The 15,979-nt window shown below is 42.1% G+C and carries 12 protein-coding genes; 6 read left to right on the top strand and 6 right to left on the bottom strand.

Annotated features, from left to right (window positions below; genetic code table 11):
• Window positions 1-19: 19 nt before the first annotated feature.
• The 5 genes from ACYUCY_RS05030 to ACYUCY_RS05010 form a co-directional block, all read right to left on the bottom strand.
• Window positions 20-676, bottom strand: a complete 657-nt coding sequence (locus ACYUCY_RS05030; protein ID WP_460225371.1) for a class I SAM-dependent methyltransferase — start codon at window positions 674-676, stop codon at window positions 20-22.
• Between the two features lie 187 nt (window positions 677-863).
• Entirely contained in the window at window positions 864-1,466 is a 603-nt protein-coding gene (locus ACYUCY_RS05025; protein ID WP_460225370.1) for an outer membrane beta-barrel protein, read from the bottom strand.
• Window positions 1,467-1,535: 69 nt separating this feature from the next.
• Window positions 1,536-3,005 carry a DUF3300 domain-containing protein gene (locus ACYUCY_RS05020; RefSeq protein ID WP_460225369.1) on the bottom strand — a complete coding sequence of 490 codons (1,470 nt, stop codon included), beginning with the start codon at window positions 3,003-3,005 and terminating at the stop codon, window positions 1,536-1,538.
• Between the two features lie 258 nt (window positions 3,006-3,263).
• Window positions 3,264-4,490 (bottom strand): sensor histidine kinase, encoded by a 1,227-nt coding sequence (locus ACYUCY_RS05015; RefSeq protein ID WP_460225368.1) that lies wholly within the window; start codon window positions 4,488-4,490, stop codon window positions 3,264-3,266.
• Window positions 4,491-4,611: 121 nt separating this feature from the next.
• Window positions 4,612-5,979, bottom strand: a complete 1,368-nt coding sequence (locus ACYUCY_RS05010; protein ID WP_460225367.1) for a sigma-54-dependent transcriptional regulator — start codon at window positions 5,977-5,979, stop codon at window positions 4,612-4,614.
• A gap of 305 nt (window positions 5,980-6,284) precedes the next feature.
• Here ACYUCY_RS05010 and ACYUCY_RS05005 point away from each other — a divergent pair, with 305 nt between their 5' ends.
• The 5 genes from ACYUCY_RS05005 to ACYUCY_RS04985 all read left to right on the top strand — a co-directional run bounded on the left by ACYUCY_RS05005 (window position 6,285) and on the right by ACYUCY_RS04985 (window position 14,626).
• Complete coding sequence (locus tag ACYUCY_RS05005) at window positions 6,285-7,553, top strand: efflux RND transporter periplasmic adaptor subunit (RefSeq protein ID WP_460225366.1); 1,269 nt, start codon at window positions 6,285-6,287, stop codon at window positions 7,551-7,553.
• Between the two features lie 81 nt (window positions 7,554-7,634).
• Window positions 7,635-8,327: an ABC transporter ATP-binding protein gene (locus ACYUCY_RS05000; RefSeq protein WP_460225365.1), complete on the top strand. Its 693-nt coding sequence runs from the start codon at window positions 7,635-7,637 to the stop codon at window positions 8,325-8,327.
• Window positions 8,320-10,761: an ABC transporter permease gene (locus ACYUCY_RS04995; RefSeq protein WP_460225364.1), complete on the top strand. Its 2,442-nt coding sequence runs from the start codon at window positions 8,320-8,322 to the stop codon at window positions 10,759-10,761. The genes ACYUCY_RS05000 and ACYUCY_RS04995 overlap by 8 nt, the downstream gene beginning before the upstream one ends.
• A gap of 55 nt (window positions 10,762-10,816) precedes the next feature.
• On the top strand, window positions 10,817-13,255 hold the full coding sequence (locus ACYUCY_RS04990; protein ID WP_460225363.1) for an ABC transporter permease: 2,439 nt from the start codon (window positions 10,817-10,819) through the stop codon (window positions 13,253-13,255).
• 45 nt (window positions 13,256-13,300) lie between these two features.
• Window positions 13,301-14,626 carry a hypothetical protein gene (locus ACYUCY_RS04985; RefSeq protein ID WP_460225362.1) on the top strand — a complete coding sequence of 442 codons (1,326 nt, stop codon included), beginning with the start codon at window positions 13,301-13,303 and terminating at the stop codon, window positions 14,624-14,626.
• Between the two features lie 88 nt (window positions 14,627-14,714).
• Here the strand turns inward: ACYUCY_RS04985 and ACYUCY_RS04980 are convergent, their stop codons facing one another.
• On the bottom strand, window positions 14,715-15,308 hold the full coding sequence (locus ACYUCY_RS04980) for a hypothetical protein (RefSeq protein WP_460225361.1): 594 nt from the start codon (window positions 15,306-15,308) through the stop codon (window positions 14,715-14,717).
• A gap of 152 nt (window positions 15,309-15,460) precedes the next feature.
• On the opposite strand from ACYUCY_RS04980, the gene ACYUCY_RS04975 reads away from it, so the two are divergent.
• Entirely contained in the window at window positions 15,461-15,934 is a 474-nt protein-coding gene (locus ACYUCY_RS04975) for a MarR family winged helix-turn-helix transcriptional regulator (RefSeq protein ID WP_460225360.1), read from the top strand.
• The last annotated feature ends 45 nt before the right edge of the window (window positions 15,935-15,979 follow it).

Here is a 15,979-nt window from a genome sequence, read left to right as displayed (position 1 = left end):
TCACACTTACAATTTATTATTATTGCGTACCACCCCGGTATACATTCACCATACGGAATTCTTTCGACTCATCTAGATCTGGCAAAGTACAGGCTTCTTGAGAAAATACTTTTTTGTAACCGGGAAATTCAAAATTTTTGACTCGGGAATCGGCGATCAACACCGTGTTTGCTCGCCGAGAAAACGTCTCTAACCAAGGATAATTATCGCGATCATAAAGAACATCAGCGGCGAAAATAATATCAATATTATCTTCTATCTCGTTGAAGTCTTGATTGTAACGTAGGGAAACATTATTTAACTCCGCGTTATGTTTTGTCGCGGTTATCGCTAACTCATCGATATCGCAAGCGATAACGTCTTGTGCTCCCGCTAAGGCCGCAGCGATTGCTACCACGCCTGAACCACACCCAAAATCGACAATACGCTTGCCTTTGAACATAGGTTTATTTTGCAGAATATATTGGGCCATCACGTCGCCAGAAGCCCAACAGAAGGCCCAATATAAGGGGTTTTCCATCAAGCGAAGAGCGACGTCGGCAGGTAAACGACCACGTGGGTAGTCGGCATTGATCAGGGACAAACTAATTTTTGGTTTGGTATCGAGCGTATACGTTTCTAATTTGGCTTCGGGGATGAGCGAACTTAATCGTCGCTCGAGTTGAGAAGGATTCATATTGTCTAATTTAATAATTTTCTTAAGCTTAAATTTTTTGAAGTAACAACTAGGCGGAAGCTAAGATGGAATATTACCAGACGATTGCCAAGAATAGGAAACTAAAAAACGAACTAAAAAAAGGGGAAGCGAATTCTTCGCTCCCCCTCAACAATAATACTGACTGCGATTTTACAATTAAATAACTCTAAAACCGATATCCCACGGAGAAAGCAACATTCTTAATATCCTGATCGGTAGAAAGACCGTCAAAATCTGCATCGAATTCTAAGAAGGTGTATTCAATTGCCACTCGAAAATCATCCTCGATATCAAATTGCATTCCAAAACCGACATAGGTATCGACACCTTCATCGTCAGAGCGAAATACATCTACGCCGTCGGTTTCGGTAAAATTAAAATCCCAAAATGCTAAACCCACTCTTCCCGTTAAAGATACAATGCGCCCTAAAGGCAGTTCTGCACGCATGCCAATATTAAACGATTCCGTTTCGAGCGTATCAGTAATTGTGTCGCCAAAACTATCGATAAAGCGGTCTTCAACCTTACCAAAATCCATATAACCCAACTCTAAGCTGGTGACTCGGCCCAAGGGTGCAACGAAACGAATGCCTTGTGAGGATTCAAAACCGTCAATAACTTGTGCACCCGCGATGGAATTTTTTTGATCAGCTTTACCTAGTAAACCCTCAATAGCATATTGTCTCTCCGCCATCACCTCTGTAGCCGACAAGCCGAGCATGAGCACGCCGGAAATTAATAGTTTGTTTGTTATTAATGTGTTTTTCATTAAAAATTCCTCGATGAATTAATTATCAAATTAGCCGGCTCCAACTAAAGTCAACTCTGAGCCAGCCGTTCATCGCTCCCGTTTAAATCTGGAATCCGCGGATCGCTCTTTGCTCTCCGTCCGTGTCACTCTATTATTATTTTGTTTTCTCGCAGAAGACTCGGTTCGACTATAACGATTTTTAGAATCTTGGCGCTGCGTTCGCTCTTGTTGATATTGTTGTCTTTGAGCGCGGGGCTCTTGAATTCTTTGCTTGGCCTCCACTCTCGGTTTAACTTCTGCTCGCTGGCGAGTATTTACATCACTCCTTTGTCTTGCATCGCTACGCTCACGTCGTTCCGTATTTATTCGTTGGTTTTTTTGATCCCTTGTCGAGCTGCGCTGCTCAATGTCTCTTTGCTTATCGCCTTTTCGTTTTTCGAAATCTTGCTTCCGCTGCTCTATTAACGCCGAGTTATCGCCACTATCATTTCTGTCATTACTTCTATCCCTGCTCTTATCATTGCTTCTAACCCGGGTATCACTTACTCGATCTGCACTTCTAACACGACGATCCTTCGCGCCCGCGGACTGATCACGATTTCTTGGTTCACGGATATCACGCGTGACTTGTTGACGACGTTGCTCATTAAACTCTTGTCTCGGCACATAGTCCCGTCGAGAATTAACAGTATCTCGCTTTCTGTTTTCAAAATAATCACGCGTGCGAGGGTTGCGATATACCACGCCTCTACGATGATGGGGGTTGTGTTCCCAGTGACGAGCATTTTGATGTCGCGCAACATGTCGACCATTGTAAAAATTTCTATTGCGATGATTATGATAGTGATGATCAACCACAACTACATGGTGGTGGTGCCACTGAAAGGAGCTAAAGAAAAAACCAAATGAAACATGAACGCGCGGCCCCCAATAAATACTGTGAGAACGATGCCCTATGTAACTCGAGTGCCAATACACCGGAGGATAACGCGACCAACGCCAATCGCCGTACACATAACGCGTATCGTAGTAAGGTATGTAAACCACTTCGCGAACAGCAGGCTCGATAATGATGACTTCTTTATCTCTACTGACATCGACATTGGTTAATGATGAAAGATTACCGGCATCATATGCGCGTTGACGTAACGATTGGACGCTTGCCATGACGCGCTCTTCACTTAACAAAAATGCATCGCCTAAACGTTGGGTCCAATCCAGATCGTCGCTCATGCGTTTTAATAAATCAGGGAAAGGTACTAAGGCTTTTACGCTCGGATCCCAATCTTCATTTTCAACTGCCGCCAAAGCTTGTTCCGCATTTAGATTTGCGTTTTTACTAGACCAACGTTCAGCCTGAACGACTTCGAGTGGGTAGGTCGCAGCAATGAGTACATGGGCGAGAACAGTATCTGGGTACAAAGCAATTGGTGCTAACATCTGCTCTAATTCAGCGTCGCTAAGCTCTTCCTGATCGGCACTTAGGGCTTGCGCATAAAGGAATTGAGCACACACACTCAAAATAAGTCCGATACTGATGCGAGTCATAATTTTCATAACCTTACCCTCTATCCCAGTGAACCCGGCATTAAGAACAAATCTCCAAGCCCATCTGTTTGAATTAACCGCTATTTAACACCCGTCAAACTGAACCCGAGCTGAACGACTGAGAAAAACGAATAAGATTAGGTTAAAGCTTGTACAAGTAGCTGGCAATGAGCCATTTCACAGCTTCAAAGGAAATCTGACAGGGGCCGAGAAGGCCTGCATTGAAAAGGCGGGCTTAGTGTGAAATAGATTCTATGAAATAGAGTATTAACCGCCGAACTCCAATCTAAAAACGCTCCCCGCTCCGAGAGAAGACTCCACGGTTAGTGCGCCTCGATTCATAAACATTATCTGCCTTGAGATACTTAAGCCGACTCCGGTGCCCATTTTTTTAGTGGTGTAGAAAGGCATGAAGATATTTGAAATATTTTCGTCGGATATACCTGATCCATTATCTCGAATCTCGATGGTGTCTTTTCCCGTACGACTTTTAAAAACAGAAACTTCTATTGTCGAATCGTCTTTACTCTCTAACTCATCTATAGCGTTGCCTATTAGGTTTATCAATACTTGCTCTAACTGCCGTGGATCGACCAAAACTACACAGCTGGGTTTTTCAAAACTCTTCACTAATTTAATTTTATTTTCTTGAATGCGCGCTGCCAATGACAGTAATACATTGCCGATTGTTTCGATAACGTCAACTGTCTCTCTTTTCGGTTCGGAGACATAACTAATATCTCGGTAAGCATCGACGAATCGAATAAGCCCCTTACTTCGCGTATGAATTGCATCTATGCTGCGAATCAAATCTTCACGATCATCTTGATTTAAAAAATTGTCCGTTCGTTCAGAACCTTGTTCAGATTCAAACATAGTGCGAATAGAGTCGCTAAGTGACAAAATAGGTGTCGCAGAATTCATGATCTCATGAGACAAAACACGAATTAATTTTTGCCATGCGTCAGCTTCCTTTTGATCTAGCTCGTCGCGAATATTCTGAAAAGAAAGTAATTGATATTTTGTTTCTCCAATAACAAAAGCGTTGTTACTCACAGACAACTGTACAACTTCGCCTTTTATATTGGCTGAGATTAATTGCTGTTCGCCGGGCAGCATTTTCTTCGCACAACTAAAGATAAATGGGTCGACATGATTTAAACCATTAATATGATGGATATGATTTATTCTAAATAATTTTTTCGAAGCACTATTTATAAGGGATACGTGGCCATCAGAGTCAACGCAAATAATGCTTACTTGCAATGTATCAACAACTGCCTCTAATAATTTTAGATGCTCTTCTTTCTGATAAGTAATCCGTCGAAAAGATTGGACAATAAGATCGTATGCGTCGGCTAAACTATCAAAAGACTTTCCGCCTTGACTAGCGGGGGTGGCCGTTAAAAAATCTTGATGATAAATAGCGTTAAGGAAATAGTTGAGATCTCGATTAGTTTTCTCAACAAAACTAATTAAATTAAAAACACTCATCAATACTAGTAATATAATTACGGCAGGCGTAAATATCCAATTTGTACTAACGAATACAAACGCTAGTGATAATAGTAAAACAGAGAGAATTACTACTCGCCAAAGTACGCTAAAGCGGAAGTTACGAAAGCCCATATTTAGCCATTTTTCTATATAGGGTCGCTCTACCTAAACCTAATGCCTCCGCCGCTTGCGAAATATTCCCTTGATATTTTACCAATGCGCGAGATACCGCATCTTTTTCTAGCTCACCCAGATTTAGGGTTGTCTGACTTTTATTAATAGACTTAGGCAACACGAAATCATCAGTACTTAATTCTTGGCTATCAGACATGATCACCGCTCGCTCGATTGCATGCTTCAATTCTCGAACATTTCCTGGCCATGTATATTCTTGAAGTTTTTGTAAGGCAAATTTGCCGACAGATTGAATATTTTTGTGGTATTTTTTTGAGAATTGCTGTCGATAGTGTTCTACCAACAAAGGAATATCCGACACTCGCTCTCGTAATGCAGGGAGCCGGATTTCAACAGTGTTAATACGATAAAACAGATCTTGCCGAAACTCGTAAGATTCTACTTTTTCATCCAGCAACAAACTGGTTGCACATATAACACGGATGTTTAATTTAATGGGCCGATTAGAACCGACTCGAGTGATAGTTCTGGTTTCCAAGGCGCCTAACAATTTGGCCTGGCCTTGCAAGCTTAGATTGCCGACCTCATCCAAAAAAAGCGTACCGCGATTAGCTAATTCAAAACGTCCCGCGCGATCGGTTTTTGCATCAGTGAACGAACCTTTCGCGTGCCCAAAAAGTTCAGATTCAAATAAAGAATCTGGAACAGCACCGAGATCGACACCGATAAAACTTTCACGATTCCGTAAAGACAGATTATGCAGAGCCCTTGCAACCAATTCTTTGCCCGTACCGCTCTCGCCAAGAATCAAAACATTTGCATCGGTCGCCGCAACTTTTTTAATGGTCGCCAAGACATCGCGCATGCTGTCGGATTCTCCAACAATATCTGAAAACTCGCGCTGAATATCTCGATCAATTAAACTTTGCTTGGCCTTGAGCTGCGACACTTCTTGGCTGGCTTGGCTGTAACGACATGCTGATGAAACCGTGGCGACTAATTTAGCGTTGTCCCAAGGTTTAATAATAAAATCAACCGCACCACCACGCATTGCTCGAATCGCAAGATCAACCCCACCGTAAGCGGTCATCAATATGACCTTGGTATTCGGGGACACGTCCTGAACCAGCGCCAACCATTCGAGCCCCTCTTTTCCCGAGGTCGCACCACGCTGAAAATTCATATCCAAAAGCAATACGTCATAGCTGTGGCTGTTCAAACGCTCTTGCAATGCTTCAGGAGACGCTTCGGTATCGACAGATTCGAAATGTTTTTTGAGAACAATTTTAGCCGCTAACAATACATCAACGTCATCATCGACGATCAGCAGACTGGCATTTTGTTTTGTCATGAGCGACTCCCTGATGGTCTTCCTTTAAACGCTAACTTCTTGTTTTATCGGGTTGTTTGCGGTCTCTACTTCAGTGGTAAGTCCCTCAGTACCTTAATACTCGCCGCCCAAAGTGACTCATTATGATACACAACTAGTATCAATTCGATACTAGTTTTAAGAAAAAATCGGAAACTGACAACAAGGGCTTAGCCTATCTTATTGTTTTTATTAATTTTTTTGAAAAGGCGCGTTTGGCACAGCAATTGATACACACTAGTCACAAATCTTAAATCAACCACGCAAAAATAAGAAGTAAACCTAGCATGGATAGAGCGATTGAAAAAAAGAAGTGGCCCGCTTCGAAAATAATCACCATTCTCGTCGGCCTGACCACAGGCATTCTCCTGATCTACCTATTAAGCAATCAGCAAGGCTCGCGCCTCAAGGTAGATGTCAACCGAATCAGTACTGCACAAGTCAAAGTGGGAGAGTTCCAAGAATATATTCCAATAACCGGGAATGTTCTCCCCCATACCACGGTGTTTCTTGATCTTGAAGAAGGCGGCATCGTTGAAAAAATTTATGTACAGGGTGGCGTACCCATAGAGAAAGGCGACCTTATTCTTGGCTTCTCAAATACCACCGTACAAAAACAAAACATAGATTCAGAAACTCGCCTGCTGGAAAACTTGAATCAATTACGCAATTCAAAATACGCCAACATTCGCCAGAATTTACAACTCAAAGACCAGCTCTTAGATCTGGATCAACAAATTCTTGAAACTGAAAAAACTTTTCAACGCTATGAATTATTAATAGATAACCCCAACGCACCACTACCCAAGGAGCAATACGAAACAACCCGAGATCAACTAATTTATTTAAAAGAAAAACGAAAGCTACTAAACGAGCGTATTCGTCAAGAAACCATTCTGCAAGAACAGCAAAACGAGCAGATCGATGACTCTATCGAGCGCGTCAATCGTAGCTTAGAAATCCTTACTAAAATTATTGATAGTCTTGAAGTGCGTGCACCCATTAGCGGACATCTTTCTTCGATGAATGCGGAGATCGGCCAAAATTTTACACGTGGACAGCGCATCGGACAAATTGATCAGCTCGACAGTTTTAAAGTACGTGCCGACATCGATCAATATTACATCTCCCGCGTGACGGTAGGACAACAAGGTAGCTTTGATTTTAATGGTACCGAGTATCGCCTAGAAGTTAGCAAAATTTATCCCGAAGTAAGTAATGGTGCATTTCAAGTTGATCTAGAATTCATTGGCAATATCGCCAACGGCATTAAACGTGGCCAGAGCTTACAAATTGATTTGGCCCTTGGCGAATCGAAAAATTCAAAACTGGTTGCTAAAGGCGGATTTTATCGTCACACCAACGGGCGCTGGGTATACAAAGTTTCTGAAGATGGCTTAAGTGCCTCTCGCGTCGATATTGTTGCCGGCCGACAAAACCCACAAAACTTTGAAATACTTGAGGGCTTAGAAACCGGCGATTGGATTATCAGCTCTGGTTATGATGTTTTTAATGACGCGGATACGCTCACGTTTTCAGAACCCGTAGGAAAGTAATTTCCGAATAACGACGATAATAGGTCTAGATTTTTATAAGCATAATAAATTCGAATTCAAAAAAAGAAAAAAGGACTCGCTATGATTATATCAACCAATAATTTATCCAAAATATTTCGCACCGAAGAAGTGGAAACAACTGCTCTCGATGGCATTAACCTCGAAGTCAATGATGGAGAATTTGTCGCCTTGATGGGGCCATCCGGTTGCGGAAAATCAACTCTTATGCATATTCTTGGCTTAATCGACAATCCCAGCGGCGGCACCTATACATTCTTAGATACGGAAGTCGCGAGCTTTCCTGAACGAAAACGCGCCTTACTAAGAAAGGCCAATATCGGTTTTGTTTTTCAAAGTTTTAATCTCATTGACGAACTCACCGTCTATGAGAACGTCGAGTTGCCTTTGATTTACAACAACGTTCCAGCATCGCAACGAAAGATTCAAGCTGAAGCAGTCTTAACCAAAATGGACATGGGTCATCGCCTAAAACATTTCCCCCTTCAGTTATCCGGCGGACAACAACAACGCGTCGCCGTCGCGCGCGCTATTGTCAACAATCCAAAATTGATTCTCGCCGACGAACCAACCGGTAACTTAGATTCTGAACACGGTGAAGAAGTCATGAAAATTCTTCGTCAACTAAATGAAGAAGGCAGCACCATCGTGATGGTTACTCACTCTGAGCATGATGCCGGGTATGCAGATAGAATTGTTCGCTTGCTGGATGGAAAAATCATTTCCGAGCATAGCCGCGAAAAAGAATATGCTTAGAAATTATTTGTTAGTCGCATTTCGCACTCTTGCTCGTGACAAGATTTACGCGGGCATTAATATTGTTGGACTTGCTCTCGCTTTGGCTTGTAGCTTAGTGCTATTACTATATGTTCGCAGTGAACTTAGTTACGACCAGCACTTTGAAGATCATGAACGCATCGTGCGTGTAACTTATGAATCAACTGCGCAAGGTCGCTCACGTCACTTCGCCATCAGTTCGCGCGCGTTAGCGCCACTTTTTAATCGTGAATACCCAGACACTGTAGATTTCGTTAGATTTTTTCCTTCTGCTAACAATTTGGTTAAGGCAAATGATGCAGAGTTTTACTGGGATACCATTAAGTACGCAGACCCGAAGGTATTCGAGGTGTTTTCACATCACGCTGTATTCGGCGAACTAGAAAATGCACTCGACGAACCCTTATCGATCGCTATTAGCCGATCTATGGCAGAGAGATATTTCGGTGAGAGCAATCCGGTTGGAGAAACACTCGAAACCGATATCTTTAACTATAAAATAACCGCCGTGTTTGAAGATCTCCCCGACAATACCCACTTGAAATACGATGCTCTTATTTCTTATAAAACCTTTGAGAATTTTGGACTAAATGACGACGCCATTACGCCAAGGGACCTGTTCGGTATTAGCGACTATACCTATGCTCGATTGGCGCCCGGAATAAGCAAGGATCGATTTCAGTTTTTGCTTGATGAATATCGTGAACAGCATGTCAAAAGCATCAGCGAGGAAATTGAGATAGATAATAGTTTTCACGTTCAGGCTTTAAAAGATATACATTTTGGTCCCAGCGTCGTACGCGATGAGCCTACGGGTAATATTTTCTATGTCTATGGTTTCATCATGGTCGCGCTATTTGTTTTAGCGGTCGCTTGTATTAATTACATGAACCTGGCGACGGCTCGCGCAACCAAGCGTGCAAAGGAAGTCGGAATGCGCAAGGTCATCGGTGCCAATCGCTCACAACTCATCATTCAATTTGTCGGCGAATCATTTGCTTATGTATTTATCGCATTACTGTTGGCTTTAGCTCTAGTAGAAATTGCACAACGATTCACTGAGTTAAGCACGCTATTAGGAAAGACGAGCTTACTGGATATACACAACGACGCGATCATTCTGGTTTGGATAATAATAGGCGCATTTTTAGTTGCCTTAGCATCTGCAGCGCACCCAGCTTTCTATTTATCATCCATTACGCCTCTGGCTGCCATTAACTCATCCATAGTGACTAAATCCGCTCGCATACAACTCCGTCAAGTGTTGGTATTCATACAGTTCTTTATTTCTATTGGGGTTGTGTCGGGGACAATCCTAATGGGTTTACAAATGCAATACTTAGCCAGTAAATCGTTGGGGTTCGACAAGGAGAATAAACTCATTGTGCAACTTCGTGGTGTTGATGTACTAGAGAAGCTCCCATTGATTCGCAACGAGCTTTTAAGAAACAGTAAAGTACGCGGCGTGGCCGAAACCTCTTTTACGCCCAAAAACTTAGCATCTTGGGCGGTAAATGTATTCGACGTCGAAAATAATGAAGGAGAATTCGAGCGTTCTCGTGTCAATCACATCGCAGTGGGTGATGACTTTATTGGCCTAATGGGAATTGAAGTTGTTCAAGGTAGAAGTTTTTCGACGGAATTTTTAAAGGATAACAGTAATTCCATTCTCGTCAATGAAACCATGGTCAGTAAATTGGGCTGGGACGAAGGCGTCGGTAAGCGTATTAAAGTAGGTGATGCAGAATACCAAATTGTGGGCATCGTTAAGGATTTTAATTTCGAATCACTGCACAAACCCGTTGATGGTTTAATGCTACGGCCCTTCCCGACCGATGAGTTTGCCAATCTTTCTGAGAATCAAAGGAAAACAATTTCAAGATCAGTAATCATTAGTATCGGCGGGGAAAACGTTGCCGACACCATTAAACACATTGAATCGGTAATCGGCCGATTTGATCCCAGCCATCCATTTGAATTCAGTTTTTTGGACGACATGTTAAACGAGCTTTATCTGTCCGAATCAAATCTTATTAAGCTCACCTGGGTATTCGCATTTATCTGTATCTTAATTTCTTGCTTGGGCTTATTCGGATTAGCAACCTTTACTACAGCGCGTCGCACCAAGGAAATAGGTATTCGAAAAGTTCTTGGCGCGAGTACTTTTCAGATTATCGAATTGCTTGCTCGCAGCCAACTCATACTCATTTTAGTCGCCTCTGTTTTCGCATCGATTACTTGCTATTTGGTAATCTCAGAGTGGCTAACAGTTTTTGCCTATAAAACTGATATTAAACTTTGGGTGTTTACGGTTTCAAGTTTGGCAGTTGCGGCAGTAGCATTTATCACCGTCACCTTGCAATCTGGAAAAACGGCACGATCGAATCCGGTTGACGCTTTGCGCTATGAATAAAAATAGAGGCATATTTTACTTATAAAAAGATAGGATAATTAGAAGGAAAATAATTATGTTTAAGAACTATCTACTCATCACTTTACGAAATCTCTATCGTGAAAAAATTTACGCGGGGATTAATATTTTTGGATTATCACTGGCTCTCGCTTGTAGTTTAATTTTGGTACTTTATATACGCAGCGAACTGAGTTACGACAAACATCACCTTAATCATGAACGTATTGTCAGAATAACCGGTCAGTTTACATCGAGCGGAACGACGAATTATTTTGCAATTACCTCAACTGCGCTGGGACCACTATTGATTAGAGAATATCCACAGGTGGGTGACTTCGTACGCTTTCAACCCGTACCCCGTGGCGTACTGCGTAACGACGATGTCAGCTTATATTGGGATGACGTTTATCTTGCCGACGACAATGTGTTTGACGTATTTACCCATGAAAGTGTTTACGGAGATTTATCAACCGCATTAGTTGATCCGTCATCGATTGCAATCAGTGAAAGCTTTGCCAAAAGTTATTTCGGTGAGGGAAATCCAATTGGCCAGAGCATTAACACCGATACTTTTGAATATCAAGTCACGGCTGTTTTTAAGGACCTTCCCGATAATAGCCACTTAAAATATAGTGCATTACTTTCTTATAATCGTTTGGCCGCCTTAGGACAAAGCGACGACAATGTATCGGCTCGGCAACTATTTGGTGTAAATATTTATACTTACTTATTGACGCCAGAAGGTTTTGACCAATCCTCATTAAAGCGCATTCTTGACGAATTTTATGAAAAAGCCGCAGGGGAATTGGGCAGACAAATAGGTCTTGAAGGAGAATATTTTTATCAGCCATTAACCGACGTACATTTTTCGGACTCTGGCCAGTATGATGAACCTACCGGTAACATTTTTTATATCTATGGTTTCGCTGCAGTCGCTATCTTTGTACTTCTTATCGCCTGTATCAATTACACTAATTTAGCCATAGCACGTGCAACTAAACGTGCGAAAGAAGTGGGGATGCGCAGGGTTATCGGGGCAAGTAAAAAGCAATTGGCTTTGCAATTTATGGGGGAATCGATTTTTTATGCTTTGGTCGCGATGGTGATTGCATTGGTGATGGTTGAGGTCGCCGATACCCTGACCTCAATCAGTGATTTATTTGGCAAACCTAATTTGCTCAACTTTTCCAATGACCCTTCTGTGCTTTTAGTCTTTGCGGGGCTTGCTATTTCGGTTGGTCTATTGGCCGGAACTTATCCTACTTTTTATCTCACCGCGATTTCCCCCTTAGCCGCTTTAACAGCGACGAAGAAAAGTAGGGGTTCCAAATTTAGAATCGGTACGTTTTTAGTTTTTATACAGTTTTTTGTTTCTATTGGCGTAGTCGCCTGCACCCTACTCATGAATCAGCAAATGAATTATGTGGCGAACAAATCTTTGGGATTCGAAAAGGAAAATAGCATATCCATTTTAATGAAAGGTGTCGATGTCATTTCAAAGGTTCCAGTGATCCGCAATGAATTGATGACCAACCCGAATGTACTCGGTGTTACTTCCAGTAGTTTCACACCAGGTTCAGATATAGCGATAAATCTTGCGGATGTAGAAAACAACGAAGGTATTTTGGAACCTACCAATGTTAATAATTTCGCAGTCGGTGAAAATTTTATTGAGGTTATGGGTATGGAAGTCCTAGAAGGACGAGATTTTTCGACTCGCCTGTTAACTGACGTAGGAACCTCTCTTGTTGTTAACGAAACCTTGGTAAAAAAAATGGGCTGGGAAAACCCGATCGGTAAACGCCTCAGAGGAGGCCCGATAAGAGACGGACGTATAGTGGGCGTCGTTAAGGATATTCATTTTTCTTCCTTACATCAGGAAGTGGGACCGATGCTGATTCAACAATATCCCGATGATGATTTACAAAATGTTCCAGAAATGCAAAGGAATATCATCAGCCGCAATCTCATTGTAAAAATCGCGGGAGATGATGTTTATCAAACTATTAATCATATTGAATCCGTCATGTCTCAATTTGATCCCAAACACCCATTCGAATTCGATTTTTTCGATACTCTGCTCGACAAGGTGTATACCTCAGAAACAAACCTGATGAAACTGACCGGAATATTCGCAGGTATTTGTATTTTTATTTCCTGTATGGGTTTGTATGGCCTTTCGGCCTTTACAACAGAACAGCGAACTAAGGAAATTGGTGTCCGTAAAGTATTGGGCGCATCTACTTCGCAAATTATTCTTATGTTATCAAAAGGACAGATGATATTAATCATTGTTGCGGCGGTGATAGCCTCAGCCGTCTCTTATTACGTGATGAATGATTGGTTGTCGTCTTTTGCCTATCGAACCACCATTCAATTTTGGGTATTTTTTGTAGCAACGTTAGCAGTAGCCTTTGTCGCATTTATTACGGTAGCGTTTCAATCCGGAAAAACAGCGCAATCTAACCCGGTAACAGCGCTTCGTTACGAATAAACATTCATAAAAATAACACCGAATAACAACCAAGGAGAAGGAAGTATGAAGAAGAGCATATCGCTATTATTTACCGCAATAGTTTTTATATTCAGCTGCTGTTTCGTATACGCGCAAGATATAGCCGGTACCTGGCAAGGTACGCTAACTGTCGCGCCGGGAAATGAACTGGTTGTGCAATTTATTATTGAAGAAGACAGCGGTGGAAGCTATTCCGCGACACTTAATTCGCCGGACTCTGGAGCCATCAAAAATATCGCAGCTACCAAGGCCTCATTCGCTGACAACAAACTCATCATCGACGTTGCCGATTTAAGTGGTAAGTTCGAAGGCGATTTTGCTGACGGTACGATTGTCGGCGATTGGACTCAACCCGGACAAACCATCCCTTTGACATTAACGCCGTTTGTGGATGGCCCTCTCGATGAATCGATTTTGCAGGCTTATGTGGGTCGCTGGGAAGGTAGCTTAGCCTTACCCGGACAAAGTCTTACTATCGTAATTAATTTTGAAAAAACAGCTAATGGAAAATTAAGTGGCACCATGGAAAGCCCCGATCAAGGCGCGCAAAAATTCCCGGTCGAGAATATTCAGGCGTCTACCTCTGATTTAAAAATTGAAGTCAATGCTATTCGCGGAATTTACACGGCGAAACTGTCAAGCGAGGGACTGCAAGGTGATTGGAGTCAAGGTCGTAGCTTTCCACTCAACATGAAAAGAAAAACACTCGACCCTCTTGAATTTGCTTTGGATTTATCTGCTGATGAAAAACAGCTATTTATGGGGACCTGGCATGGCGAAATGACGACACCGGTCGGCCCAGTGGCTGCCGTGTTTCGAATTGAAGAAGTCGAAGAAGGGTCTATTCTTGGTTTCTTTGACAGCCCTGATCGCGGCGCTAAAAATATTGCCCTTAAAACTGTAAGTCGCGAAGGAGATGATGTTAGCTTTATTGCCCGCAGCGGCAGTACCTTTAAAGGCAAAATTGTCGATGGAAAATTAGTTGGTGACTACAGTCAGCAAGGTCAAAAATTTCCCGTCACCCTCGAACAAGGAGATTTGCCGCCGCTAGTCGTTGCGGCACCTAAGTCTTTACTTGGCAACTGGCAGGGGAAAATTACCACACCGCGCGGTGAATTTACTGTGGTATTTCGATTCGAAGAAACGAGTGCTGGAGTTGTCGTATTTCTTGATAGCCCAGACCAAGGCATGGCCGGAGCGCGAATTAGAATCGCATCGCTTACTGACAATACTGTAAAAATTGCCTCGCCCTTAATTGGAATCAGCTACGAAGGGACACTATCCGACAATAAAATCGAAGGCAAAGCAACTCAGGGAGGACAGACTTTCGATTTAAATTTAGAAAGATAGTTTTTGTTAGCCGATTACTAATACCGCTAAATAAAAAAGCCAACTCTCAAGAGGGTTGGCTTTTTTATTGTCCTAAAACTTTAATCTTTTAATTAAGCAAAGCTTCTAATTGTTTCGCAATCGCTTTCTCTTCATCGCTTAAGCTAATATTTTTACATCGCGGGTCAGTTTTTTGTATAACCGATAACATTTTTTTTGTTAATGGCAAAGGATCACAACCGTGGCCTGTTTCGCAAACTAAATCCCATTTCTTTTCAGCTTTGACATGACAGCCAAAACAATTCCCGCCAAATTTGTTCACAACATCAACAAAACCACGTTTTGCAATTTTACTACTTTCAGCAGACACCTCTAATTCGAAAAATTCCCAATCGTTAGTGGCAACGCTAAAACCTTCATCATGTTTAACCATCACTTCTCCCGGCACTAATTGCACTACAGAACCAGGAGGGTATTTTCCGCCATTTTCCGAGTTAGCTATCTCAAGAGTCTTTTCTATATCTCCGAGCAAATTATCGACGAAAAATCCACGCACGGGTGTCATTTCCATAACACAGCCAAAACTTTCGTCTTTGACCTCGACTGAACTCGTTGCTTCCGCGGCAATAAGGCTTGCAGAAAACAAGGAAAATATAATAAAAACGCTGGAAATACGTATATTGTTTTGCGGAAATAGTTTCATAAAACACCTTGCAGGAAGCAGATCGTCATTTAGATTGTTAGCAAATAGTTTGCGCACAATATATTATCGACCCATATTCGTCAATTGATTTGCGCACAAATTAATGTAATGGTTCGCATACCCTACTGAAGTTAGAGATTATTGGACTTTTTATGTCGATGCTAAATTTGGACCTCCAGGTCTGCCATTCTCTGTATTCCGCAACCAATGCCTTAATTAGGGCATATCGGCCGCTACTGGAACCCCTCGGACTTACTTACCCGCAGTACATCGTGATGTTAAGCCTATGGCAAAACGATGGCGTCAATATTAAAACCTTGAGTACCCATACGCGCTTAGATTCCGGAACACTAACACCTATCTTGAAAAGGCTTGAAAAACAGAGACTTTTAAGTCGAAAAATTTACGATGGCGATGAGAGACAAAAGCGAATTGTGTTAACAACTGAAGGGAAAAAACTAAAAAGAAGAGCTGAAAAAATCCCAGCCAAGTTAAGCTGTATTACGGCACCCGATACCAAACTTACCGGCTTAAGCGACGAGGAAACCAGACAACAACAAGCAAAAAATGCTGAAACGCTAAAACAATTATGCGAAGGTTTATTTCAAGTTCTCCAGCATAAATAGAAAAATTATGAGATATAAAAATGGCCCTTCTGATGACAGAAGAGC

It is taken from the genome of Aurantivibrio infirmus, from assembly GCF_054767315.1.
Note: the sequence above shows the minus strand (reverse complement) of the source record. Positions and strands in the feature narration are given on the sequence as shown.

Excerpts from the sequence above, each read along its gene's own strand:
- ACYUCY_RS04980 (WP_460225361.1), bottom strand. The coding sequence starts at position 15,308 with ATGAAACTATTTCCGCAAAACAATATACGTATTTCCAGCGTTTTTATT.
- ACYUCY_RS05020 (WP_460225369.1), bottom strand. The coding sequence starts at position 3,005 with ATGAAAATTATGACTCGCATCAGTATCGGACTTATTTTGAGTGTGTGT.
- ACYUCY_RS04975 (WP_460225360.1), top strand. The coding sequence starts at position 15,461 with ATGTCGATGCTAAATTTGGACCTCCAGGTCTGCCATTCTCTGTATTCC.
- ACYUCY_RS05010 (WP_460225367.1), bottom strand. The coding sequence starts at position 5,979 with ATGACAAAACAAAATGCCAGTCTGCTGATCGTCGATGATGACGTTGAT.
- ACYUCY_RS04985 (WP_460225362.1), top strand. The coding sequence starts at position 13,301 with ATGAAGAAGAGCATATCGCTATTATTTACCGCAATAGTTTTTATATTC.
- ACYUCY_RS05025 (WP_460225370.1), bottom strand. The coding sequence starts at position 1,466 with ATGAAAAACACATTAATAACAAACAAACTATTAATTTCCGGCGTGCTC.
- ACYUCY_RS04995 (WP_460225364.1), top strand. The coding sequence starts at position 8,320 with ATGCTTAGAAATTATTTGTTAGTCGCATTTCGCACTCTTGCTCGTGAC.
- ACYUCY_RS05000 (WP_460225365.1), top strand. The coding sequence starts at position 7,635 with ATGATTATATCAACCAATAATTTATCCAAAATATTTCGCACCGAAGAA.
- ACYUCY_RS05005 (WP_460225366.1), top strand. The coding sequence starts at position 6,285 with ATGGATAGAGCGATTGAAAAAAAGAAGTGGCCCGCTTCGAAAATAATC.
- ACYUCY_RS05015 (WP_460225368.1), bottom strand. The coding sequence starts at position 4,490 with ATGAGTGTTTTTAATTTAATTAGTTTTGTTGAGAAAACTAATCGAGAT.
- ACYUCY_RS05030 (WP_460225371.1), bottom strand. The coding sequence starts at position 676 with ATGAATCCTTCTCAACTCGAGCGACGATTAAGTTCGCTCATCCCCGAA.
- ACYUCY_RS04990 (WP_460225363.1), top strand. The coding sequence starts at position 10,817 with ATGTTTAAGAACTATCTACTCATCACTTTACGAAATCTCTATCGTGAA.